The organism is Pantoea sp. CCBC3-3-1, from assembly GCF_007981265.1.
Lineage (GTDB): Bacteria > Pseudomonadota > Gammaproteobacteria > Enterobacterales > Enterobacteriaceae > Erwinia.
This window is the reverse complement of record NZ_CP034363.1, coordinates 1,467,817-1,489,424: the sequence shown is the minus strand read 5'-3', so window position 1 is coordinate 1,489,424 and position 21,608 is coordinate 1,467,817. Positions and strand designations below refer to the sequence as shown.

The window sequence follows — 21,608 nt, the reverse complement described above, 5'->3', positions numbered from 1 at the left end:
TGATGGCAGGGGAGCAGAGATAATAATGGGAACATTCCTCGGATAGCGATGCGATGTTTCCTATACCTTAGTCGAAAACAAGCAAGGGATTCAGGGGAAACTGTCTGATAAATAAGGCGATTAACCACAATAACCTTTAGGCGATTTCGCACAGCGTCATCTTTCTGTCATCTGGCAGGCGTAGACCCTCACAGATAGCGCGTGTGCTTTGCTGAAAACAAGCCATGCTAATTCACGAAGCAAAGAGGTTTTATGAGCCACAACAGTGCGATTCGTCAGAGGTCTGCCATCAGCAACCATCCAGGGATTTACCGTAAAAACAGCCGTGGTTCTGTTTTAGCGTTTTTTTTACTGCTCGCGCTGGGCATTGCTTTTGCTGGCGTGAACTTATTTAACGACGTCAGCGATGCAGGCGGCGCCTCGACCAGCTACGTCCCCTATTTGTTGCTGGGCCTGGCGCTGTTAATCGCGCTGGGCTTTGAATTCGTTAACGGCTTTCACGATACGGCAAACGCCGTAGCAACCGTGATTTACACCCATTCGCTCAGCCCCGGCGTTGCGGTCGTCTGGTCCGGTTTCTTTAATTTTTTGGGCGTGCTGCTTTCCAGCGGCGCCGTTGCCTTTGGCATTATTTCGCTGCTGCCGGTTGAACTGATTTTACAGGCGGGTACCGGTACCGGATTCGCCATGATCTACGCCCTGCTGTTTTCGGCGATTATCTGGAATCTGGGGACCTGGTGGTTGGGCCTGCCCGCCTCCTCTTCCCATACGCTGATTGGATCGATTATCGGCGTGGGCGTGGCCAATGCGCTCATTCACGGCCGTAGCGGCACCAGCGGCGTGGATTGGGATCAGGCGCTGAAGGTTGGCTACGCCCTGCTGTTTTCGCCTGTAATCGGCTTTGCCTGTGCCGCGGCGCTGTTGCTGTTGATGAAAAAAGTGATTAAAGATCGCCAGCTCTATGACGCGCCAGAGGGGAATAAAGCGCCCCCAGGATGGATCCGCGGCCTGCTCATCCTGACCTGTACCGGCGTCTCTTTTGCCCACGGCTCGAACGACGGTCAGAAAGGCATGGGGCTGATTATGCTGATTCTGGTAGGCACCATGCCGATGGCTTATGCCTTGAACCGCTCGATTCCTGCCGAACAAAGTCCACGCGTGGCCGCGCTTGCCAGCGTAACGCAGCAGGAACTTCTGCGCCAGTCGCCCGGTATCGAACCCCCCGCTTCACCCGCCAGTGTTTTAACGGCTTACGTCCGTACCGGCACGCTGGTTCCTGAAGTGCTTCCGGCGCTGGCACAGTTAACCGGTGGGATTGGCGAGCAGATCCGTCAGTACGGCACCGTTGATAATATCCCGGCACAGTCAGTTTCCAACACTCGCAACGCGATGTATCTGGCATCCGAAACCATTAAGCATCTGCAAAGCAACTCGCAGCTGAATTTGCCTGTACAGACGAAACAGGATCTTCAGGCGTTAAAAAGCGAGCTGGATAACGCCACGCGCTATATTCCCTGGTGGGTAAAAGTGGTGGTCGCCATCGCGCTCGGGCTGGGCACCATGGTCGGCTGGCGACGCATCGTCGTTACGGTCGGCGAAAAGATTGGTAAAACGCATCTTAGCTACGCGCAGGGTGCCAGCGCAGAGCTGGTTGCCATGGCAACGATTGGTGCGGCGGATGCCTTTGGGCTGCCGGTTTCCACTACCCATGTGCTCTCTTCCGGCGTGGCGGGTACCATGGCGGCAAACCGCTCTGGACTGCAAATGACCACGTTGCGCAATCTGGCGATGGCCTGGGTGCTAACCCTACCCGCCTCAATTCTCCTATCCGCCACGCTTTACTGGGTGTTTACTCGCTTTTGAAGGGGGATGATGGAGCGGGTCCTCTTGATAGCCTGAAAGGAACAACGTACAATTAATAGTCAATGCGTTGCATTCGCTTTTCAAAAGCCAATAGTCTCCTTTCTGCCGGGATATGACACATTGAGTAGTTGTCTGCAAAGCGAACAGAGAAGGAAACAAATATGAAACTTAAAGCTAATTCAGTTCCGATGCGGACTTTTACCAGAGGTAACGGTGTAGCGGCCACGGCACCGTCACGCGCGTCTTTTCACAAGGCGCGCTCTTCGCAAAGAAGGGTAGCTGTAAATCTTAATCCGCAAATTATTTATGTGAACGCAACAGCTCCTGAGCTGCAGCATTCCGTCAAAATCTCTGAGGAATACAGATCTGTACATGGCACGGATGGAGATTTAGTATTTGAAGAGGCCTGAAAAGCTTTGTACTCCTGCCTTTGCAGTTTATCAAACAAAGACGCTAAGCGGCAAACGCAAGCAGAATGATTTGATTAATCAAGCTTGTGCTGATTTAAAAGCTGCCGCTATCGCTGGCTACCTTATTGAATTCCATTCCTGGCCGGAGCAGGAAGCATTCAAGTTATCAGATACTGTTAGTGGCTTCGGTAAAATTGCGCCTTTCAGAAAACCGGCGGCCGCCCTGTCGGAACCTCTTTTGCATATTCATGTCCTGCCAGTAAATTTCGTTTTAAGTAAACATCAGCACCACGCAACTTCCGATGCCTGCATCGTCTATACCGACTTTATTGTGCATAATAAACGTATCATCTTGATGATAGATTATGGCTCAAGCCACAACGGTAATATGCCCGAAGACATTGTTCAGAAATATATTAATGACTTTCATATTTTAAGACCCCGGTTAATTGAAGATGTTAAGCGCAAACTGGAAAAGCAGAAGCAATAAAGCCGCTAAATGCGGCTTTATTATTTTTCCTTTTTCGTCCGGATGAATCCCCGACCGACGTCAACCAGCCGGCGCCTGCACGCCAGCTACCCTCTTCAATCGCCAGGTAATGGCCACTGCAAACAGCACGACAACGGCAGCGGCGAGGTAGATAGAGTCTACGCCCCAATGCCCAATTAGCAGACCGGCGACCGGCCCGGTTATTCCTAAACCGAAATCCAGGAATGCCGAGTAGAGCCCTAATGCCGACCCCTGGTTTTGCGGTGCAACCTGTTTAATGGCTTCCACGCCCAGCGCCGGGAAAATCAGCGAGAAGCCAGAGCCGGTCAGGAAAGCGCCAATATCAACGACAAGCGAAGAGGAACCTTGCCAGATCAGCAGCAGGCCAGCGCATTCAATTGCAAACGAGACCAGCGACACGCGAATACCGCCGAAACGGCTGATGAAGTTACTGAATATCAGCCGCATCATCACAAAGCCCAGGCTGAACAGCGTGAGCGAGAAGGCCGCGCCGTTCCAGCCACGACTGGAAAAGAGCAGCGTGATAAAGGTCGCGATCGTCCCAAATCCAATGGTGCCTAAACCCAGACACAGGCCATACAGCCAGATCCGTGAGAAGACTTGAGTAAAGGGAATCCGCTGCCCAACAGTAACCACCACGGTTGGCCGCTGGGTTGCCATCCAGAAGCCGACTATCGCCATCAACATAATCAGCACGGCAAACCCGGGAATACCAAAAGCGCCATTCAGCATCACGCCCAGCGGCGCACCGATAGCCATGGCCAGATAAGTCGCGACGCCGTTCCAGGAGATCACCCGGGCGCTCTGCGTCGTACCAACAATATTAATGCCCCAGAGAATGGATCCTGTCGCCGTCAGGCTTTCCCCCAGTCCTAACACCACACGACCAACGGCCAGCAGGATCAGGCTTACCAGTGAACTCCCATTAACAGTGACCGCCAGCACGCTGAACAGGCCGCTGGCACCACACAACACCAACCCCAGCAGCACCACCTTCTTTGGCCCCAGCAGATCGGCATAGCGTCCCGCCTGCGGGCGGCTGATCAGGGTGGCAAAGTATTGCAGGCTGATAATCAGACCGGCGATAAAAGAGCTGTAGCCCAGTTGGTTATGCACGTAGCCAGGCAGTACCGCCAGCGGCAAACCAATCGACAGGTAACAGAAAAAGGTGAAAATCACCACTGAGATAATGCGCTTGTTAAGCTGCGCACTGGTTAATGCAGGATTCGCCGTCATGTCAGAGCCGGAATAAAGTTTGTGATATATGTCACATCATACCCTTAGCAGGCTAAGAGATCCTGCGCTGCGCTGGAATTAATGTTACAAAATTGTAACGACAGGCGCTAAACGTCCTGCGCCTGTGCCGTACACATGCTGTAGCTGTCAATAAAGCGCGCGATCTCGCCTGAGGTTTTCAGCGCGCGAATATGGCTGAACAATTCGGTTGCCTCACGGTATTCCTTGCGCAGATAGCCCAGCCACTGTTTTATCCTGGCGACGTGGTATAAACCAGTATCCCCTTGTTTTTCCAGCTGAACGTACTTGTGCAGTAGCGTCACCACCTGCGGCCAGGGCATGCGCGGCTCATGATATTTAATCACGCGGCTGAGATTTGGCACATTTAGCGCGCCGCGGCCAATCATTACCGAGTCACAGCCGGTAACCTGCATGCACGCCTGAGCGCTTTCCCAGTCCCAGATCTCGCCGTTGGCAATGACAGGGATCGTCAGCCGCTGGCGGATTTCGCCAATCGCTTCCCAGTTAATGCGTTCGGCTTTATACCCGTCTTCTTTAGTACGACCATGAACCACCAGTTCGCTCGCCCCCGCCTGCTGCACGGCATCGGCAATTTCAAACTGCTTTGCGTCAGATTCCCATCCCAGCCGCACTTTCACCGTCACTGGTAAATGGTCGGGCACCGCTTCGCGCATGGCTTTTGCGCCACGGTAAATCAGTTCGGGATCTTTTAGTAAGGTTGCGCCGCCGCCGCTGCCGTTAACGGTTTTGGAGGGGCAACCGCAGTTCAGATCGACGCCCCAGGAACCCAGCTCAACTGCGCGGGCTGCGTTTTCGGCCAGCCATTCGGGATACTGCCCTAACAGCTGAATACGAACCAGCGTACCAGAAGGCGTGCGGCTGGCATGAAGGAGTTCAGGGCACAGGCGATAGAAAGATTTGGCCGGCAAAAGCTGATCGACAACACGCAGAAATTCGGTGATGCAGAGATCGTAGTCATTGACTTCGGTGAGCAGTTCGCGCACCAGTGAGTCCAGCACGCCCTCCATCGGGGCAAGTAAAACGCGCATGTCAAAAACCGTTGGTAGCGTGAGGAAAGGGGATCGGGCGATCCCCCTTAGAAACTGTTACTGTCAGGCCGGATTAGAACGGCGCTGACGGGTCTTGTTGCGTGGCGCACCGTTGCTGCTGCCTTCGGTACGCGCCGCGCCGGCACCTGCGCCCTGACGGCGCTGGCCATTGCTCTGGCTACGTTCGCCCGCAGACTGGCTGCGTTCGCCGTTACCATTGCCACGGCTTTGGCTGCGTTCACCGCCACCGTTACCACGCGCGCCCTGCCCACGTTCACCACCGCGACCACGGCCTGCGCCACCGCCAGCACCGCCACCACGCTGCTGACGACCATTCTGGATCGGCTCAGCCTTGATGGAAGGGTCCGGCTCATAGCCTTCAATAGCGATACGTGGGATCTCACGCTTCAGCACGCGCTCAATGTCACGCAGCAGTTTGTGTTCGTCCACGCAGACCAGTGACAACGCTTCGCCCGTTGCTGCTGCACGACCGGTACGACCAATACGGTGTACATAGTCTTCCGGCACGTTTGGCAGCTCGTAGTTCACCACGTGCGGCAGTTCGGAGATGTCGATACCACGCGCAGCAATGTCGGTCGCGACCAGCACACGAATATTACCGTCTTTAAAATCGCTCAGCGCGCGAGTACGAGCGCCCTGACTTTTATTGCCGTGGATGGCGGCAGACGTAATGCCGTCCTTGTTCAGCTGCTCGGCAAGATGGTTAGCGCCATGCTTGGTGCGGGTGAACACCAGAACCTGCTGCCAGTTATCACGGCCAATCAGGAACGAAAGCAGTTCCCGCTTGCGTTTCTTATCAACGAAATGCACGTGCTGGGTGATCTGCTCGGAAGCGGTGTTGCGACGCGCCACTTCAACCTGCTCAGGATTGTGCAGCAGCTTTTCTGCCAGACCTTTGATCTCATCAGAGAAGGTCGCGGAGAACAGCAGGTTCTGACGTTTCGCAGGAAGTTTAGACAGCACGCGGCGGATGTCATGGATAAAGCCCATATCCAGCATGCGGTCCGCTTCATCCAGCACCAAAATTTCTACTTTAGAAAGATCCAGCGCGTTCTGATGCTCCAGATCGAGCAGACGACCCGGTGTGGCAACCAGCACATCGACGCCGCCACGCAGTTTCATCATTTGCGGGTTGATGCTGACGCCACCAAATACCACCAGCGAACGCAGGTCGAGGTATTTGCTGTAGTCATGAACGTTTTCCCCGACCTGAGCTGCCAGCTCACGGGTGGGGGTTAAGATCAGCGCACGAACCGGGCGACGACCTTTTGGATGCGGGTTAGCGCTGCTTAACAGCTGCAACAATGGCAGGGTAAAGCCGGCCGTTTTGCCCGTACCGGTTTGCGCGCTGGCCATCAGGTCACGACCTGACAGCACGACCGGAATAGCCTGGCGCTGAATTGGCGTCGGCTCGTTATAACCCTGTTCGGTGACTGCACGCAAAATATCGGCATTAAGGCCGAGAGAATCAAATGACATAAAGTTGACTGACTCCGTCCGCCCTGACCGCGACAAGCGGTGTAGTTTCCAGGGGGACAAAATGACGCCAGGCTTCGCCTGACGTTGAAAGGGAGCACAAACCACGGTGCGTAAGGTGCGGATTATAACAGATGTTATGACAATGCTGAGAAATATTCTCGCGCTGGAATAAAACAGGCCACCCGAAGGTGGCCTGTATCGCTTTAGCGATGACGCTGGCGAGCGCGGACGGGCTCTTTAGCCAGCAAGGAGACCACAGCGGGTCCGGTCAGCATCAGAACGCCCACGCATCCTAATAGCAGGTTGTTATGGATAACGCGTGAGAGCAGGTACAGCACCAGCATAGCGGCTCCGAAATAGTACGTGGTAGTCACGTCTTCCAGAAAGTCGCCAACGCGGCGCAAACGAGGCAGGCGCTGAGTCATCAGCATTACGGTGAACACGCTGGCATACATCGCCAGTAAAACCGTGCTGACCTGTAGCAGCGCCCGATGCTGCCATCCCCACACCAGTGCGGCAATCAGCAACAGGTGCAGCGCGATATGTACACAGGTTTGTCCGGTGACAATCTGGATACGGTTAGACCATTTCATTTTTATCTCCTGGCAGACCTAACGGAGGTCGCCCAGTGTTGTTACCACAGTAAGTGATAACGGATTTCCTCAGACTAACGTAGTTTTCACAAATTGCAGTAAACATCTCCGCTTCAAGGCACTCTTTTGTGACTGAGACTACACTTTGTTTTTTGCAGTCGAAAAGGAGAGCGCGCACAGTATGTCACAAAAATCACAAGGATTTTCAATAAAAGTCCTGACGATCAATACGCATATGGGTTTTAACGCTTTTAACAAACGCTTTATTTTGCCGGAACTGCGCGACGCGGTAAGAGCTACAACTGCTGATATTGTGTTTTTACAGGAAGTCATGGGCTCTCACGCCCTGCATTCCCTAAAGGTGGAAAACTGGCCGGCAAAACCGCATTACGAGTTTCTTGCCGATACCATGTGGAATGATTTTGCTTATGGCCGCAATGCAGTCTATCCCGAAGGACATCATGGGAATGCGCTGCTTTCCCGCTTTCCTATTGTTGAATATGAGAACCGCGACGTTTCTGTGGAAGGCACAGAAAAACGGGGTCTTCTATACTGTAAGATAACGATCCCCGATAAAGAGATAACGTTACACACGGTCTGCGTGCACCTGGGACTGCGTGATGCACATCGCACCGCGCAATTACATATGCTCTGCGAGCTACTCAATACTCTGCCGCCGGATGCACCGGTAGTGGTGGCGGGCGATTTTAATGACTGGCAGCAGAAAGCGAATAAGATTTTATTCCAGGGAGCCGCGATGGAAGAGGTTTTTAGCCGGAAATCCGGCCGTCCCGCACGTACATTCCCTGCCCGCTTTCCGCTGTTACGACTGGACCGTATATACGTGCGTAATGCAGGGATTAGTCACCCTCAAACGATACCGCTGCGACCCTGGTCGCACCTGTCCGATCACGCGCCTCTGGCTGTGGAGATTCACCTATGAAAACGGAATGGCGTGATGGCAACCGTCTGCGTTTGCTGGCCAATGGCGAGCAATATTTTCCGCGCGTTTTTGGCGCCATACAGCGGGCAACCGAAAGTGTGATGCTCGAAACGTTTATCCTTTTTGAAGACGATGTGGGTAAAGAATTGCAAAAAGTGATTCTTGAAGCGGCCAATCGGGGTGTTAAGGTTGAAATGCTGCTTGATGGCTACGGATCAAATAACCTTTCAGGTGAATTTATCCGCAGCCTGACCGCTGCCGGCGTGCGCTTTGTCTTTTACGATCCACGTCCGCTGGTGTTAGGCGTACGAACAAATGTCTTCCGCCGTATGCATCGCAAAATTGTGGTTTGTGATGGCGAAATTGCTTTTGTCGGAGGGATTAATTTCTCCGCTGAACATAATTCCAGCTATGGCCCGGAAGCCAAGCAGGATTATGCCGTCGAGGTCAAAGGACCCGTGGTGCAGGATATTACGCTCTACGTACAGCAGGCGATCAACAGCAAAGGATTGAACCGACGCTGGTGGAATAATCACCGAAGCCGCGTGGCGCGCAATCATGCGCCGGGCGATGCGCAAATCCTGTTTGTCTGGCGGGATAACGATCAGCATACGGATGATATTGAACAAAATTATCTGGATATGCTGCGGGAAGCGAAAGAAGAAGTGATCATTGCCAACGCCTATTTTTTCCCGGGCTATCGCGTACTGCGAGAGATGCGTTCCGCGGCCCAACGTGGCGTGTCGGTAAAACTGATTGTTCAGGGCAAACCTGATATGCCAATTGTTAAAGTGGGCGCCGAGCTGCTTTATAATTATCTGGTGGATGGTGGCGTGGAGATTTACGAATACATTCGTCGCCCTCTTCACGCCAAAATTGCCGTACAGGATAATTTCTGGTCGACGGTTGGCTCCAGCAATTTGGATCCCCTGAGCCTGTCACTGAATCTTGAGGCCAACCTGATGATCCACGATCACACCTTTAATAAGGTGATTCGTGGCGAGCTGATCCGCCTGATGTCGCAGGATTGCGAACGCGTTGATGAAAGCAGGCTCCCGAAACAGAACTGGTGGCAGTTCGGTAAAAGCGTGGTGGTCTTCCACTTCCTGCGTCACTTCCCTGCTATCGCCGGCTGGCTGCCTGCCCACACGCCAAAACTGGCGCAGGTTCCGCCTCCGGTGCAGCCCGAAATAGAAACGCAGGATCGCGTCGAGTCAGATTCCGAAAAAGAGAGGGCTAATCCCTGATGTCTGATAAACATCCGCGCTGGAAATGGGTGAAAAAAATATTCACCTGGCTGTTTTTTATTGCGGTGATTGTGTTGCTGGTGATCTACGCCCGCAAGGTTAACTGGCATGACGTCGTTGAGGTCATTGCCAATTACAATCGTACGGCAATCGGTGTTTCGATCGCGCTGGTGGTGGTGAGCTATCTTACCTATGGCGTTTATGATCTGATTGGTCAGGCCTACTGTGGCCATAAGCTGCAAAAGCGCCAGGTGATGCTGGTTTCTTTTATCTGCTACGCCTTTAACCTGACGCTCAGTACCTGGGTCGGCGGCGTAGCAATGCGCTACCGGCTCTATTCACGGCTAGGTCTTAGCGGGAGTACCATCACGCGGATTTTTTCGCTGAGCATTGCAACCAACTGGCTGGGATATGTCCTGGTCGCAGGTGTGGTCTTCAGTAGCGGGATGGTGCCGGTGCCCTCTGGCTGGTTTATCGGCGAAGGCACGCTACGAACGATTGGTGCTGGATTACTGATTTTTGTCGCGGTCTATCTTGCGCTTTGCGCCTTTTCAAAACGCCGCCGCTGGGTGGTTAAAGGCCACAAGCTGGCGCTGCCGTCGTTTCGCATGGCGATCCTGCAATTTGCCGTTTCCAGCGCCAACTGGCTGGTGATGGGCGCGATTATCTGGCTGCTGTTGGGCGAAAAAGTGGATTACCCACAGGTTCTGGGCGTGTTGCTGATCAGCAGTATTGCCGGCGTCATTATTCATATTCCTGCCGGGATCGGCGTGCTGGAAGCCGTGTTCCTTGCCCTGCTGGGTGGCGAGCATCTGGCTCACGGTAGCATTATTGCCGCCCTGCTCGCCTATCGGGTTATTTACTTTATTGCTCCTCTGCTGCTGGCGCTGGTGCTCTACCTGTGGCTGGAAAGTCAGGCAAAAGCGCTGCGGCATAAAAATCAGCAGGATATGCAGAATCAAAGCTGAGCGTGTAACAGATAAATAAAAGGGGCGAATTTTCGCCCCTTTTCAGACGGCAGACAGACTCAAAGCGCGAGGAACACAGGCCTGGAACAAAGCGTCCTGGGCCGAGCCGGCACGGACGCCGTTTTTGCGTCTTTGTGGAAGGCCTGTGTTCCTCGTGCCTGTACAATGTTAATTCACTACGAATACGAAAAAGGGGCGAATTTTCGCCCCTTTTTTTATTGCTTAACGACGGTTGCCGAAAATACGCAGCAGCATCAGGAACAGGTTAATAAAGTCCAGATAAAGCGTCAGTGCGCCCATAATTGAGTAGCGACGCAGGTTCTCTTTATCATCAACATTGATATTCTCGCCGATATTCTTCAGCTTCTGCGTGTCGTACGCCGTCAGTCCGACAAACACCAGCACGCCAATATAGGTCACCGCCCACATCAGTGCCGTACTTTTCAGCCAGTAGTTCACTACTGACGCCAGCACAATACCGATCAGCGCCATAAACAGCAGGCTGCCCATGCGGCTTAAATCGCGTTTGGTGGTGTAACCCCAGAAGCTCATCACCCCGAACATGCCGCCCGTCACCACAAAGGTACTGGCGATAGAGGAGTACGTATAAACGAGGAAAATACTGGCCAACGTCAGTCCGGTTAGCGCCGAGTAAAGCATAAACAGGCCGGTTGCGACCGCACCGCTCAGCTTATGCACCATCCCCGACAGCACGAACACCAGACCTAATTGCACAATAATCAAGCCAAAAAAGGTAATGCGGTTGGCAAAAACCAGCTCCATTACCGCTGGGGTATTTGCCGCAAACCAGGAAACAAAGGCGGTCAGCAGCAGGCCGCAGGTCATCCAGCCATAAACCTGAGCCATATAAGTTTGCAGGCCGGTTGTGGCCCCGGTCACGATTGAGCCATTCGAACGCGGATATCGATCCATCATGCTCTCCTTTTAACAAATGAATGGGTTGCGATAAGTCTGGCACAGTCCGATGAGGTTAAGCCAGTGCCGCCGGTGGCTTTTTACCTTATGAGCAGCGAGGCGCTGCACAAATAAGGTACGCCACTGCATAAAGATCGACCAGATTGTGCCGATAGTCTCACTATAGGGAGTACGCTTGACCTGGAAGTCTCAGCTTATTTTATTACTTTTCCGGGGTAGCCTGATGACCACAACAAACCACAAGCGAAAAATAAGTACTCGCACGGTGATGCTCCTGACGGGGGCTTTAACCATCACCCTCGGCTTCACTATTACAATCGGTTTGTTGAGCTGGCAGTCCAGCCAACAGCAGCGCAAGCTGGCCGAAGACTATCTGGGGCAAATTGCCGAAAGCAATGCGTTAAGCGTACAGCAAGATCTGGACTATGCCCGCACTATCGCCAGAGATGTCGGCCAGAGCATTTTAGCTTTGCCTGCGGCGGGCATTACCGATCGCAAAGTGGCTGACGAGCAGCTGAAATACTCCCTGAAACAAAATCCAGACTACCTGTCAATTTCCGTTACCTTTGAACCCAATGCGTTCGATGGTAAAGATGCAGAATTCGCTCATCAGCCAGATGCCGCGCCTGAGGGGCGTTATGCTTATTTTGTCGATCGCGACAGCAGCGGCAATTTTGCCATGCATCCGCTCACGTCCATACTGACGCCGGGCCAGGGGGATTACTATCTTATCCCACGCCAGCTAAGAAAAGATGTGCTGATTGAACCTTACAGCTACGCCTATAACGGCGTGCCGACGCTGCTCACCTCCGTTGCAGCGGTAATTATGGATGGTGACCAGCTGAAAGGCGTCGCAACGGCGGATATTTCTCTGGCATCGCTGCAAAAACGCGTGGGTGATATCAAGCCGTGGCAGGGAAGCGGCTACGCGCTGCTGCTGTCTAATAAAGGGCTGGTTGTCTCAAGCCCGGTCAAAGCCGAGGCGGGTAAACCTTATAAAGGCATAACCGACAGTTTTACTCAGGGTGTTGTTGAGCATTATGACAGCGTACTGGGCGAAGACGTGCTGGAAACCTGGCGTCCGGTTAAAATTGGCAACAGCGACCTTCCGTGGTATCTGGGCATCGTTACGCCGGTAAAAGCAGTCATGGCTGAAGCTAACCGCCAGCTGATTCATGCGCTGATTATGATGGTGCTGAGTATCGTCATCGTCTGTACGGTACTGGGCCTGATGTTTAGCCGTAAGATTTCTAAACCGGTGGGCGGCGAACCTTCGCAGGCGGCGGAAATCGCGCTGGGCGTGGCGGAAGGCAATCTGTCAGCAGATATTCCGGTCGCCGCACGGGATCGGGAAAGTATCTTCTTTGCCATGCAAACCATGCAGCAACAGCTGCGAACCATGGTGGGCGAAATCATTTCTGCCAGCGACTCGGTGCGCCAGGGCGCGGAAGAAATTGCTTCCGGCAACCTTGATTTGGCCTCGCGTACTGAACAGCAGGCTGCCGCGCTGGAAGAAACCGCAGCCAGCATGGAACAGTTAACCGCCACCGTGAAACACAACGCCGATAATGCGCATAACGCCACGGAACTGACCAACAACGCCACCGATATTGCGAAGCGCGGTGAGCAACTGGTGCAGCAAGTTGTGCAGATTATGCAACAAATCGACGACAGTTCTCGTAAGATTGGCGCCATCACCAGCATCATTAACGGTATTGCATTCCAGACCAATATACTGGCGCTGAATGCAGCCGTCGAAGCCGCCCGCGCGGGCGAACAGGGCCGTGGCTTTGCGGTGGTTGCCGCCGAAGTGCGCAGCCTGGCGCAGCGAAGTGCGAATGCGGTAAAAGATATCTCCGCACTGATTGGCGAATCCACGCAGCGTGTCGATTTGGGCGTATCACTGGTGCAGGATGCGGGCAGAACCATGCAGGAAATGACCACGGCGGTGAACTCGGTAAAAACCATTATCGGGGAAATCGTACATGCGTCCGATGAGCAGTCTCAGGGCATCGGCCAGGTAACCGTAGCGGTGAACCAGATGGATGGCGCAACGCAACAGAACTCCGCGCTGGTGCAGCAGATGTCGGCAGCAGCGGCCTCGCTGGAAGAACAGGCGAAGCAGCTGGCACAAACCGTACAGCTGTTCCGGCTGGAAGCGGTGTAACGCAGTTTACTTAGCGCAGGCAAAATTGTTCCCTGAGCGGCAAACCTACCGCCAGGGAACGAAAAACCGGCTGAAAAGACCCGTTTTCGAGGTTGTTAACATAGTGCTGGCACAAGGAACATGAGCCTTGCGCTTTGAGTGTGTTAGCAGGCTGAAAGCGGCTTACGAGGTTATTTCTTCATTCGTAACAGGCTATTTACCCCGAGCCAGACAGCTCTGGTAGCGGCCATCAACCCGTTGAGCAAACCAGGCTGTAGTCAGGTTACGAGTGATTTTCGGGCTTTCCAGCTTGATACCGGGCAGCATTTCACGTGGCGTTCGGGCATTTTTATCCGCCAGCGCAAACACCTTCTGCCACAGCTCGGTTTTTTCGAAATCCAGCGTCTCGCCCTTTTCCAGCGCGTTACGAATTTCCCGATTGCTCATATCCATGCGTTTCGCCAATGTGCGCACCGCCAGCTCGGTTGATCCTGCCGCATCGGAATCGTACTGAATCAAATCCCCATCCAGCGCCAGCTTAATGCCGGTCAGACGAGACACGGCCGCCTGAAACGCCGCGTTGCGGCTGGCGTACCAGCCTGCGTTAAAGTCGGCGAAGCGATAAATCTGTTTGCTGTAGTGAGCCGGATAGCCCAGCAGATGCATTGTGCCAAACCAGACGCCGCCGCGACGGGAAAAGACTTCACGTCGTATGCTGCCATCAATCGGGTAAGGATAGCCTTTAGCATGTGCCTCAGCGAAAGCGATACTGACCTGCATCGGCCCGCCGGTATGGATCGGGTTCAGGTTGCCAAACAGCTTCTGCCCCATCGGCACCATATTGATAAAGTCGTCGAAAATCGCGCTTAGCTCTTTCTCACTGCGCACGCTGTCGAGCCGCTCGGTATAGCTTTTGCCGTTCGGCGAGGTGATCATCAGCGCTGTACGCACCAAAAAAGAAGGGATATGCAATTTGCCTGCCCGACGGTCGATTTCGCCCCAGGCAATTTTTGGCAGGCCCGGCACGTTCGCATCGGCGCTAAAGGTAGATTCCTGGTCCGCCACGGCAATCACCGAACAGAGATTTGCCACCGACGCGTCGAGGCCCTGACCGTTAAAGGTCGCGAATATGTCATTAGTCCAGCCCTGGCGATCGCTGACTTTCGCCGGCAACAGGCGATTGATTTGCGCTTTAACATCGGCCGGACGCCGTTCAGGAAGCGGGTGCTCAGGTTGATTACTACAGCCAGCCAGCACCAGCAGAGCCAACAGCGAAACGCGCTTGAATGCAGAGTAAGTCATTACTTTCCTTGTTATTTGATGTCCTGTAAAGGGTACACAGCGCGTTGATTTTCCGCTATCGGAGTTACCTGTTTTCGGCAGAACTATTCCCAGCGCGCAGCGGCCTGCTGGTCGCTCTCTTTAGATTCCACCCAGCGATTACCTTCCGGCGTCGCTTCCCGTTTCCAGAAAGGCGCACGGGTTTTAAGATAATCCATGATAAATTCGGCAGCGGCAAAGGCGGCACCGCGATGAGCGCCACTGACGCCAACCAGCACGATTTCATCACCGGGGAACAGATCGCCAGTACGATGGATCACGGTGACCCGCTGCATTGGCCAGCGCGTGCGCGCTTCCGCCACAATCTCTTCCAGCGCTTTTTCGGTCATTCCCGGATAGTGTTCCAGCGTCAGCGCCGAAACGTCATCGCCCAGGTTATGATTACGCACCTTGCCGGTAAAAGTGACGACCGCGCCATCTTCATCACAGGCGGCCAGCCAGCGGTACTCTTCCGCCATATCAAAAGGTTCATGCCCTACCCTGATCCGCGTGGTCATCTTAACCTCCGGTAACCGGCGGGAAGAACGCCACTTCGTCACCGGCTTTAAGCGGATGATCGAAGGAGACCAGCGTTTGGTTCACCGATGCCAGCAGCTTGTCTGGCGAAAGCGCCAGCGCCCAGCGGTCGCCCTTAGCAGCCAGCACGGCGCGCAGTTCTTCCACCGTCGCGTAATCTTTCGTCATCGTAAAGCTGCCCGTGCCAACCAGCTCACGCACCTGAGCAAAAAACAGAACGTTAATCATAACGCGTTGAAATCTCCTGATTTACCGCCGCTTTTACTCAGCAGGCGACAATGTTCAATACTGATATCTTTCTGCACCGCTTTGCACATGTCATAGATAGTCAGCGCGGCAACCGATGCTGCGGTCAGCGCTTCCATCTCCACACCGGTTTTGCCGGTCAGGCGACATAGCGATTCAATGCGTACGCGGCTGTTGGCCGGATCGGCAGTCAGCGTCACCTCGACTTTACTTAACAGCAGCGGATGGCACAGCGGGATCAGTTCCCATGTGCGTTTAGCCGCCTGAATACCGGCAATGCGCGCCGTCGCAAAAACATCCCCTTTATGATGGCTGCCATCAAGGATCATTTGCAGCGTGTCGGGATGCATGACCACAAAGGCCTCGGCTCGCGCTTCACGTACGGTTTCACTTTTGGCGGAAACATCCACCATGTGCGCCTCGCCTGAGGCATTGATATGGGTAAGTTGCGGCATAACGTTAGGGCTTCTTCACATGCGAAACAAAATTACAGGGACGGGTGCGGGCATCCAGCTGATCCTGAATGATGCGTTCCCAGGCGCTCTGGCAGGCGCCGGTAGAACCGGGCACGGCAAAAATCAGCGTCTCATTTGCCATTCCGGCCACGGCCCGCGACTGGAGCGTCGAGCTACCAATATCTTCATAAGAGATCATGCGGAACAATTCGCCAAAGCCGTCGATTTCACGGTCAAACAGCGGCAACAGCGCTTCAGGCGTGCTGTTTTTGCTGTTAAAACCGGTACCGCCGTTCACGATCACCACCTGAATATCAAGGCTGGCGATCCAGCTGGAAACCACCGCGCGGATCCGGTAACGGTTATCTTTCACAATGGCGCGATCGAGCACCTGATGTCCTGCTTCGGTTAACGCTTCCCGCAGATAGTCACCGGAGCTGTCGCTGGCCGCATCGCGGCTGTCGGATACGGTCAGTACTGCAACATTTAGCGGCACAAATTCCGCCGTCGATTTTCCCATTGATCACATCCTTAGCGTTAGCCGCCGATATAAGACAGATTCTGCGTAATACCCGTATTGCCCTGATGGAGAAAATGCGTCTGCTTTTTCGTACGCAGGCTGGCGGCAATACGCGCCTGCAACGCATCCTGCTGGTCGTCATCCTGCAACAGGTCGCGCAGCGAAACGCCACCGTCGCCAAACAGGCAAAGATGGAGCTTACCGGTAGCAGAGACCCGCAGACGGTTGCAGCTGGCGCAGAAATCTTTTTCGTAAGGCATAATCAGGCCAATTTCGCCCTGGTAGTCAGGATGGCAGAAAACCTGAGCCGGGCCGTCGCTGCGCCCGCGCACCTTCCTGATCCAGCCTTGTGCCACCAGCCGATCGCGGATAACCTCGCCAGAAATATGGTGTTTACGAAACAGCTCGCCACCGTCGCCGGTTTCCATCAGCTCAATAAAGCGTAGTTGGATTGGGCGATTTCGGATCCAGTCGAGGAAGGTTTCCAGATGATGATGATTAATATCGCGCATCAGCACGGTGTTGACTTTAACCGTGCTGAAACCGGCCGTGAAGGCAGCGTCAATGCCGTCCATCACCTGGTGAAATTTATCCTGGCCGGTAATAGCATGAAACTGGCGAGCATCCAGGCTGTCGATGCTAACATTGAGCGCCGTCAGGCCTGCTTCGCGCCATTTCGCTACGTCACGTGCCAGCCGATAACCGTTGGTGGTCACGGCGAGCTGACGTATTGCGCTATTTTCACGCACGGCAGCGATGATTTCGGTAAAATCGCGTCGCAGGGAAGGTTCTCCACCCGTCAGGCGCACTTTTTCCGTCCCCGCAGCCGCAAAGGCACGGGTAACACGCCGGATCTCATCCAGCGACAGGAAACTTTTATTCGCAACGCCCTGCGGTTTATAACCGTCAGGCAGGCAGTAATTGCAACGGAAGTTGCAGACATCAGTGATCGACAGACGCAGATAATAAAAGCTGCGGTCGAAATTATCAGTAAATTGTGGCACCAGAACACCTTTCCAAAATAACGGGAGATGCAGGCATTTCTTTCTGCACCCTGGCAACTCGGGGTTGCGGCCGGGGCACCTTATCCGGAGACTTAGGCGCCAGGGCTAAGTGTGATTTACCCTTAACTGCGTAAATCATGGTGGGGAAATTCTACCGCTTATCAGGCAGCGTTGCCAGAACAGAGTTTCGCTATGTATTTTGATATATAACGTTTTTTCGCCGCATTTTCGCGCCACATTCGCGTAAAATAAGGCAAAACTGGCCGACAGGTTTATCGCCGTATTAACATATTGAAGGAATTTTATGCGTAATCGCACACTGGCCGATCTCGATCGCGTCGTCGCTATAGGCGGCGGGCATGGCCTGGGCCGCGTGATGTCGGCGCTTTCTCCTCTGGGATCGCGCCTGACGGGCATTGTAACCACCACCGACAACGGCGGGTCGACGGGACGTATTCGCCGTGCCGAAGGCGGTATTGCCTGGGGCGATATGCGCAATTGCCTGAACCAGCTGATTACCGAGCCCAGCGTCGCGTCTGCGATGTTTGAATACCGCTTTGGCGGTCAGGGTGAGCTGGCTGGCCACAATCTGGGCAACCTGATGCTGAAAGCGCTGGATCATTTGAGCGTGCGCCCGCTGGAAGCGATCAATTTGATTCGTAATCTGCTGAAGGTAGATGCGTTTCTGATCCCCATGTCCGAGCAGCCGGTTGATTTAATCGCCCGTGACAATGAAGGCCAGTTCATTTATGGCGAAACGGCCATCGATCAGATGTCCGCTCCGCCGCAGGAACTGATGCTTTCTCAGGGTGTGAAAGCGACCCGGGAAGCCATTCAGGCCATTGCCGAAGCGGATCTGATCCTGATCGGCCCGGGCAGTTTTTATACCAGCCTGATGCCGGTATTGCTGATGCCCGATATGGCTCAGGCGCTGCGTCGCACGCCAGCAACCATGGTGTTTATTGGCAATCTTGGTAAGGAGTTAAGCCCGGCAGCCGCGCAGCTGACGCTGGCGGACAAGCTGGCCATCATGGAAAAGTATATCGGCAGGAAAGTGATTGACGCGGTGGTTGTCAGCCCGCGGATCGATACGCACGGTTTAACCGACCGCCTGGTGATTCAGGAACCGCTGGAAGCTGGAGATATTCCTTATCGTCATGACCGCCAGCTGCTGCACAGCGCGCTGGAGCATGCGGTGCAGGCATTTGGGCAAAAACGAGGCGATTAAAGCCCGAGAGATGAACGAAGGAGGCCCAGCCTCCTTCCGTTTTATGACGACTAAAAGGGCGATTCCGCCATTACGAAGCCGCGATAAACAGCTCGCGCACCTCGTGCAGCTGGTCACGCACGTGGGCAGCCTCTTCGAATTCCAGATTCTGCGCATGCTCCTGCATTTTGGCCTCCAGCTCGCGGATGCGTTTTTGCAAGCCTTTCGGTGACAAATCGATAACCGCCGCATCGTCTTCCACAATGCGCAGCGGCGTTTTGCCCCTTCCCTTGGTTTTGTTCTTGTTGATCCCCTGCCCCAGCTCAAGAATATCGGCGATTTTCTTGTTCAGGCCCTGCGGTACAATCCCTTTTTCCTTGTTATAAATTTCCTGCTTCTCGCGACGGCGCTCCGTCTCACCAATTGCGCGCTCCATTGACGGGGTGATTTTGTCGCCGTAAAGGATCGCTTTGCCGTTAACGTTACGTGCCGCACGGCCAATAGTCTGGATCAGTGAACGCTCGGAACGCAGGAAGCCTTCTTTATCCGCATCAAGGATCGCCACCAGCGAAACCTCAGGCATATCCAAACCTTCTCGCAGCAGGTTAATACCGACCAGCACATCAAATTTACCCAGTCGCAGGTCACGAATGATTTCCACGCGCTCTACCGTGTCGATATCCGAGTGCAGATAACGGACGCGCTCACCGTGCTCGGTAAGATACTCCGTTAAATCCTCCGCCATGCGCTTGGTCAGTACCGTGACCAGCACGCGTTCATTGATTGCCACACGTTTACGGATTTCAGAAAGCAGGTCGTCCACCTGCGTTGCGACCGGCCGCACTTCAATCAGCGGATCCAGCAGCCCCGTCGGACGCACCACCTGATCGATCACTTCTCCGCCAGATTTTTCCAGCTCGTATTTGCCGGGCGTGGCGGAAACGTAAATAGTCTGTGGTGCCAGCGACTCAAACTCTTCGAACTTCATCGGGCGGTTATCCAGCGCTGATGGCAGTCGGAAACCATATTCCACCAGCGTTTCTTTACGCGCGCGGTCGCCGCGATACATGCCGCCAATCTGCGGAATGGTAACGTGCGATTCATCGATCACCAGCAGGCCATCCGCCGGCAGATAGTCGAACAGCGTGGGCGGCGCTTCACCCGGCCCACGGCCGGAAAGGTAGCGCGAATAGTTTTCAATGCCTGAGCAGTAGCCAAGCTCGTTCATCATTTCGAGATCAAACTGTGTGCGCTGGGAAATGCGCTGCTCTTCCAGCAATTTGTTATTATCCAGCAACGTCTTACGCCGCTCGCCCAGCTCGATTTTAATGTCTTCCATTGCCTGCAAAATACGTTCGCGAGGCGTGACGTAGTGCGTTTTAGGGTAAATGGTGTAGCGAGGAATGACCGAATCAATCTGCCCGGTCAGCGGATCGAAAATCGATAACCGCTCCACCTCTTCGTCAAACAGTTCAACCCGCAGCGCGTAGTCATCCGATTCTGCCGGGAAAATATCAATCACCTCGCCACGCACGCGGAACGTCCCGCGCTGGAAGGCCTGATCGTTGCGGGTATATTGCAGCTCCGCCAGCCGCCGTAAAATAGCACGCTGATCGATAACCATTCCGCGCGACAGATGCAGCATCATTTTCAGATAGAGATCGGGGTCGCCAAGGCCGTAAATGGCCGACACTGAGGCCACCACGATCACATCACGCCGCTCCAGCAGCGCCTTGGTTGCCGACAGTCGCATCTGTTCGATGTGTTCGTTTACCGAGGCATCCTTTTCGATAAAGGTGTCCGAGCTGGGCACATAGGCTTCCGGCTGGTAGTAGTCATAGTAAGAGACAAAATATTCCACCGCGTTATCAGGAAAAAATTCTTTCATCTCTCCGTAAAGTTGCGCTGCTAAGGTCTTATTCGGCGCCAGAACCATCGTGGGACGGTTGAGATCGGCAATCACGTTTGCCACGGTAAAGGTTTTACCCGACCCCGTTACCCCAAGCAGCGTTTGATGCGCCAGCCCATCTTCAAGGCCTTCTTCGAGGCGGCGAATGGCCTCCGGCTGATCGCCAGAAGGTTTGAAATCGGAGTTGAGTTTAAAGACTTTGCTCATTGCATGGCTACCTGGTGATAAAAAAGCACGGACTGGAGAGTAATTTTACTCCGCTATGCCGAATTTGCCAGCAAAAAAGACTGGATATATCTACAGTTATTTTGCAGGATGTGTAGGTGAATGCCCGGCCCGCGTTTCGTCAGGACCGCTCGATGCTTAAGCATTAGGCATGGCGGAAGGTTATCCCCAGGCGGGATGAAAGTTTAACATTTGTCAATACGTGCTGACAAAATGCTGCACCTGGATTATGCCGCCCATTTCAGCAGCTTGATTTTCGTTAACTAGCTGATTTTATGTGGAATGAAAATTCAGATGAGTTTCGCAGCAACCCGTGCTCAGGCCGCGTCCGCTCTCGCCTCAGGCAGGTTTTCATCCTGTCATGCACACGGTTATCCACAGGAATAGTGGATAACTGATTGTAACGCCCGAGCCGTCTGCTGTGTATAAATCTTCAGTCGGGCATGAGTGCGTACGCAAATATTTTTTTTTGCTTTTTTTTTGTCGTTTAAGAACCTCTTTCCTGCCGGTCAGGCACACTTATTTTGCCAGCGCCAGCCTTTTTCACCCTTTATTTTCTGTCTGCCAGCACCCCATCTTTGCCTCCCATTCAGGCAATTGCACCACTGATGATAAGTCACGAGCACTGACAGAGTGCAAAAGACAGTTTCACCGGTAAATTATTAACATTTCCTGACCAATAACTGGTGCTAATTTCCTCACAACGGCCATTTTGTCACCGCCCCTTTTAAGTTGGCCTGTGAATTGCAAGGTACTCAGACC

At 53.8% G+C, this 21,608-nt stretch carries 20 protein-coding genes and 1 riboswitch; of the genes, 8 read left to right on the top strand and 12 right to left on the bottom strand.

The annotated features are described in order from the left end of the window. The first annotated feature begins 252 nt into the window (after positions 1-252). The 3 genes from EHV07_RS07125 to EHV07_RS07115 all read left to right on the top strand — a co-directional run bounded on the left by EHV07_RS07125 (position 253) and on the right by EHV07_RS07115 (position 2,763). Entirely contained in the window at positions 253-1,863 is a 1,611-nt protein-coding gene (locus tag EHV07_RS07125) for an inorganic phosphate transporter (RefSeq protein WP_147196429.1), read from the top strand. Between the two features lie 161 nt (positions 1,864-2,024). Next, complete coding sequence (locus EHV07_RS07120) at positions 2,025-2,273, top strand: hypothetical protein (RefSeq protein WP_147196427.1); 249 nt, start codon at positions 2,025-2,027, stop codon at positions 2,271-2,273. Then, positions 2,260-2,763, top strand: coding sequence for a type II toxin-antitoxin system YafO family toxin (locus EHV07_RS07115; protein WP_147196425.1), 504 nt, complete (start codon positions 2,260-2,262; stop codon positions 2,761-2,763). Before EHV07_RS07120 ends, EHV07_RS07115 begins: the two co-directional genes overlap by 14 nt. A gap of 60 nt (positions 2,764-2,823) precedes the next feature. Here the strand turns inward: EHV07_RS07115 and EHV07_RS07110 are convergent, their stop codons facing one another. The 4 genes from EHV07_RS07110 to EHV07_RS07095 all read right to left on the bottom strand — a co-directional run bounded on the left by EHV07_RS07110 (position 2,824) and on the right by EHV07_RS07095 (position 7,183). Next, complete coding sequence (locus tag EHV07_RS07110; protein WP_147196423.1) at positions 2,824-4,020, bottom strand: MFS transporter; 1,197 nt, start codon at positions 4,018-4,020, stop codon at positions 2,824-2,826. 107 nt (positions 4,021-4,127) lie between these two features. Continuing rightward, positions 4,128-5,090, bottom strand: coding sequence for a tRNA dihydrouridine(16) synthase DusC (gene dusC, locus EHV07_RS07105; RefSeq protein ID WP_147196421.1), 963 nt, complete (start codon positions 5,088-5,090; stop codon positions 4,128-4,130). A 63-nt stretch (positions 5,091-5,153) separates the two neighbouring features. Then, positions 5,154-6,590, bottom strand: a complete 1,437-nt coding sequence (gene rhlE, locus EHV07_RS07100) for an ATP-dependent RNA helicase RhlE (protein WP_147196419.1) — start codon at positions 6,588-6,590, stop codon at positions 5,154-5,156. 203 nt (positions 6,591-6,793) lie between these two features. Beyond that, the gene (locus tag EHV07_RS07095) at positions 6,794-7,183 is read right to left on the bottom strand and encodes a YbhQ family protein (protein ID WP_147196417.1); all 390 of its coding nucleotides are present in this window, start codon (positions 7,181-7,183) and stop codon (positions 6,794-6,796) included. A gap of 181 nt (positions 7,184-7,364) precedes the next feature. Here EHV07_RS07095 and EHV07_RS07090 point away from each other — a divergent pair, with 181 nt between their 5' ends. Genes EHV07_RS07090 through EHV07_RS07080 form a run of 3 tightly spaced genes read left to right on the top strand, consistent with a single transcriptional unit; the run spans position 7,365 to position 10,341 of the window. Next, complete coding sequence (locus EHV07_RS07090) at positions 7,365-8,126, top strand: endonuclease/exonuclease/phosphatase family protein (RefSeq protein ID WP_147196415.1); 762 nt, start codon at positions 7,365-7,367, stop codon at positions 8,124-8,126. Beyond that, positions 8,123-9,373, top strand: coding sequence for a cardiolipin synthase ClsB (gene clsB / locus EHV07_RS07085; RefSeq protein ID WP_147196413.1), 1,251 nt, complete (start codon positions 8,123-8,125; stop codon positions 9,371-9,373). The genes EHV07_RS07090 and clsB overlap by 4 nt, the downstream gene beginning before the upstream one ends. Further along, entirely contained in the window at positions 9,373-10,341 is a 969-nt protein-coding gene (locus tag EHV07_RS07080) for a lysylphosphatidylglycerol synthase domain-containing protein (protein WP_147196411.1), read from the top strand. The genes clsB and EHV07_RS07080 overlap by 1 nt, the downstream gene beginning before the upstream one ends. Positions 10,342-10,563: 222 nt before the next feature. Here the strand turns inward: EHV07_RS07080 and EHV07_RS07075 are convergent, their stop codons facing one another. Further along, on the bottom strand, positions 10,564-11,274 hold the full coding sequence (locus EHV07_RS07075; protein WP_147200553.1) for a Bax inhibitor-1/YccA family protein: 711 nt from the start codon (positions 11,272-11,274) through the stop codon (positions 10,564-10,566). A 226-nt stretch (positions 11,275-11,500) separates the two neighbouring features. Between EHV07_RS07075 and EHV07_RS07070 the strand changes: the two genes are divergently transcribed. After that, a complete protein-coding gene (locus tag EHV07_RS07070; RefSeq protein WP_147196409.1) occupies positions 11,501-13,444 on the top strand; it encodes a methyl-accepting chemotaxis protein in 1,944 nt (647 codons plus the stop codon). Between the two features lie 192 nt (positions 13,445-13,636). Here EHV07_RS07070 and EHV07_RS07065 read toward each other — a convergent pair whose 3' ends face one another. From EHV07_RS07065 to moaA, 6 genes are all read right to left on the bottom strand, one after another. Then, positions 13,637-14,725, bottom strand: coding sequence for a DUF1615 domain-containing protein (locus EHV07_RS07065; RefSeq protein WP_147196407.1), 1,089 nt, complete (start codon positions 14,723-14,725; stop codon positions 13,637-13,639). Between the two features lie 83 nt (positions 14,726-14,808). Next, positions 14,809-15,261 carry a molybdopterin synthase catalytic subunit MoaE gene (moaE, locus tag EHV07_RS07060; RefSeq protein ID WP_147196405.1) on the bottom strand — a complete coding sequence of 151 codons (453 nt, stop codon included), beginning with the start codon at positions 15,259-15,261 and terminating at the stop codon, positions 14,809-14,811. Between the two features lies 1 nt (position 15,262). Beyond that, positions 15,263-15,508: a molybdopterin synthase sulfur carrier subunit gene (gene moaD, locus EHV07_RS07055; protein ID WP_147196403.1), complete on the bottom strand. Its 246-nt coding sequence runs from the start codon at positions 15,506-15,508 to the stop codon at positions 15,263-15,265. After that, positions 15,505-15,981, bottom strand: a complete 477-nt coding sequence (gene moaC / locus EHV07_RS07050; protein ID WP_147196401.1) for a cyclic pyranopterin monophosphate synthase MoaC — start codon at positions 15,979-15,981, stop codon at positions 15,505-15,507. Before moaC ends, moaD begins: the two co-directional genes overlap by 4 nt. A gap of 4 nt (positions 15,982-15,985) precedes the next feature. After that, positions 15,986-16,501 carry a molybdenum cofactor biosynthesis protein B gene (gene moaB / locus EHV07_RS07045; protein WP_147196399.1) on the bottom strand — a complete coding sequence of 172 codons (516 nt, stop codon included), beginning with the start codon at positions 16,499-16,501 and terminating at the stop codon, positions 15,986-15,988. Positions 16,502-16,518: 17 nt separating this feature from the next. Next, positions 16,519-17,508 (bottom strand): GTP 3',8-cyclase MoaA, encoded by a 990-nt coding sequence (gene moaA / locus EHV07_RS07040; protein WP_147196397.1) that lies wholly within the window; start codon positions 17,506-17,508, stop codon positions 16,519-16,521. Beyond that, a riboswitch (molybdenum cofactor riboswitch) is annotated at positions 17,495-17,629 on the bottom strand. It overlaps the preceding gene by 14 nt. A 180-nt stretch (positions 17,630-17,809) precedes the next feature. Between moaA and yvcK the strand changes: the two genes are divergently transcribed. Then, complete coding sequence (yvcK, locus tag EHV07_RS07035) at positions 17,810-18,733, top strand: uridine diphosphate-N-acetylglucosamine-binding protein YvcK (RefSeq protein ID WP_147196395.1); 924 nt, start codon at positions 17,810-17,812, stop codon at positions 18,731-18,733. Between the two features lie 70 nt (positions 18,734-18,803). Here the strand turns inward: yvcK and uvrB are convergent, their stop codons facing one another. Further along, entirely contained in the window at positions 18,804-20,828 is a 2,025-nt protein-coding gene (uvrB, locus tag EHV07_RS07030; protein WP_147196394.1) for an excinuclease ABC subunit UvrB, read from the bottom strand. Between the last annotated feature and the right edge of the window lie 780 nt (positions 20,829-21,608).

Coding starts and splice junctions, on each gene's coding strand:
- EHV07_RS07125 (WP_147196429.1), top strand. CDS start 253: ATGAGCCACAACAGTGCGATTCGTCAGAGGTCTGCCATCAGCAACCAT.
- EHV07_RS07120 (WP_147196427.1), top strand. CDS start 2,025: ATGAAACTTAAAGCTAATTCAGTTCCGATGCGGACTTTTACCAGAGGT.
- EHV07_RS07110 (WP_147196423.1), bottom strand. CDS start 4,020: ATGACGGCGAATCCTGCATTAACCAGTGCGCAGCTTAACAAGCGCATT.
- dusC (WP_147196421.1), bottom strand. CDS start 5,090: ATGCGCGTTTTACTTGCCCCGATGGAGGGCGTGCTGGACTCACTGGTG.
- rhlE (WP_147196419.1), bottom strand. CDS start 6,590: ATGTCATTTGATTCTCTCGGCCTTAATGCCGATATTTTGCGTGCAGTC.
- EHV07_RS07095 (WP_147196417.1), bottom strand. CDS start 7,183: ATGAAATGGTCTAACCGTATCCAGATTGTCACCGGACAAACCTGTGTA.
- EHV07_RS07090 (WP_147196415.1), top strand. CDS start 7,365: ATGTCACAAAAATCACAAGGATTTTCAATAAAAGTCCTGACGATCAAT.
- clsB (WP_147196413.1), top strand. CDS start 8,123: ATGAAAACGGAATGGCGTGATGGCAACCGTCTGCGTTTGCTGGCCAAT.
- EHV07_RS07080 (WP_147196411.1), top strand. CDS start 9,373: ATGTCTGATAAACATCCGCGCTGGAAATGGGTGAAAAAAATATTCACC.
- EHV07_RS07075 (WP_147200553.1), bottom strand. CDS start 11,274: ATGGATCGATATCCGCGTTCGAATGGCTCAATCGTGACCGGGGCCACA.
- EHV07_RS07070 (WP_147196409.1), top strand. CDS start 11,501: ATGACCACAACAAACCACAAGCGAAAAATAAGTACTCGCACGGTGATG.
- EHV07_RS07065 (WP_147196407.1), bottom strand. CDS start 14,725: ATGACTTACTCTGCATTCAAGCGCGTTTCGCTGTTGGCTCTGCTGGTG.
- moaE (WP_147196405.1), bottom strand. CDS start 15,261: ATGACCACGCGGATCAGGGTAGGGCATGAACCTTTTGATATGGCGGAA.
- moaD (WP_147196403.1), bottom strand. CDS start 15,508: ATGATTAACGTTCTGTTTTTTGCTCAGGTGCGTGAGCTGGTTGGCACG.
- moaC (WP_147196401.1), bottom strand. CDS start 15,981: ATGCCGCAACTTACCCATATCAATGCCTCAGGCGAGGCGCACATGGTG.
- moaB (WP_147196399.1), bottom strand. CDS start 16,501: ATGGGAAAATCGACGGCGGAATTTGTGCCGCTAAATGTTGCAGTACTG.
- yvcK (WP_147196395.1), top strand. CDS start 17,810: ATGCGTAATCGCACACTGGCCGATCTCGATCGCGTCGTCGCTATAGGC.
- uvrB (WP_147196394.1), bottom strand. CDS start 20,828: ATGAGCAAAGTCTTTAAACTCAACTCCGATTTCAAACCTTCTGGCGAT.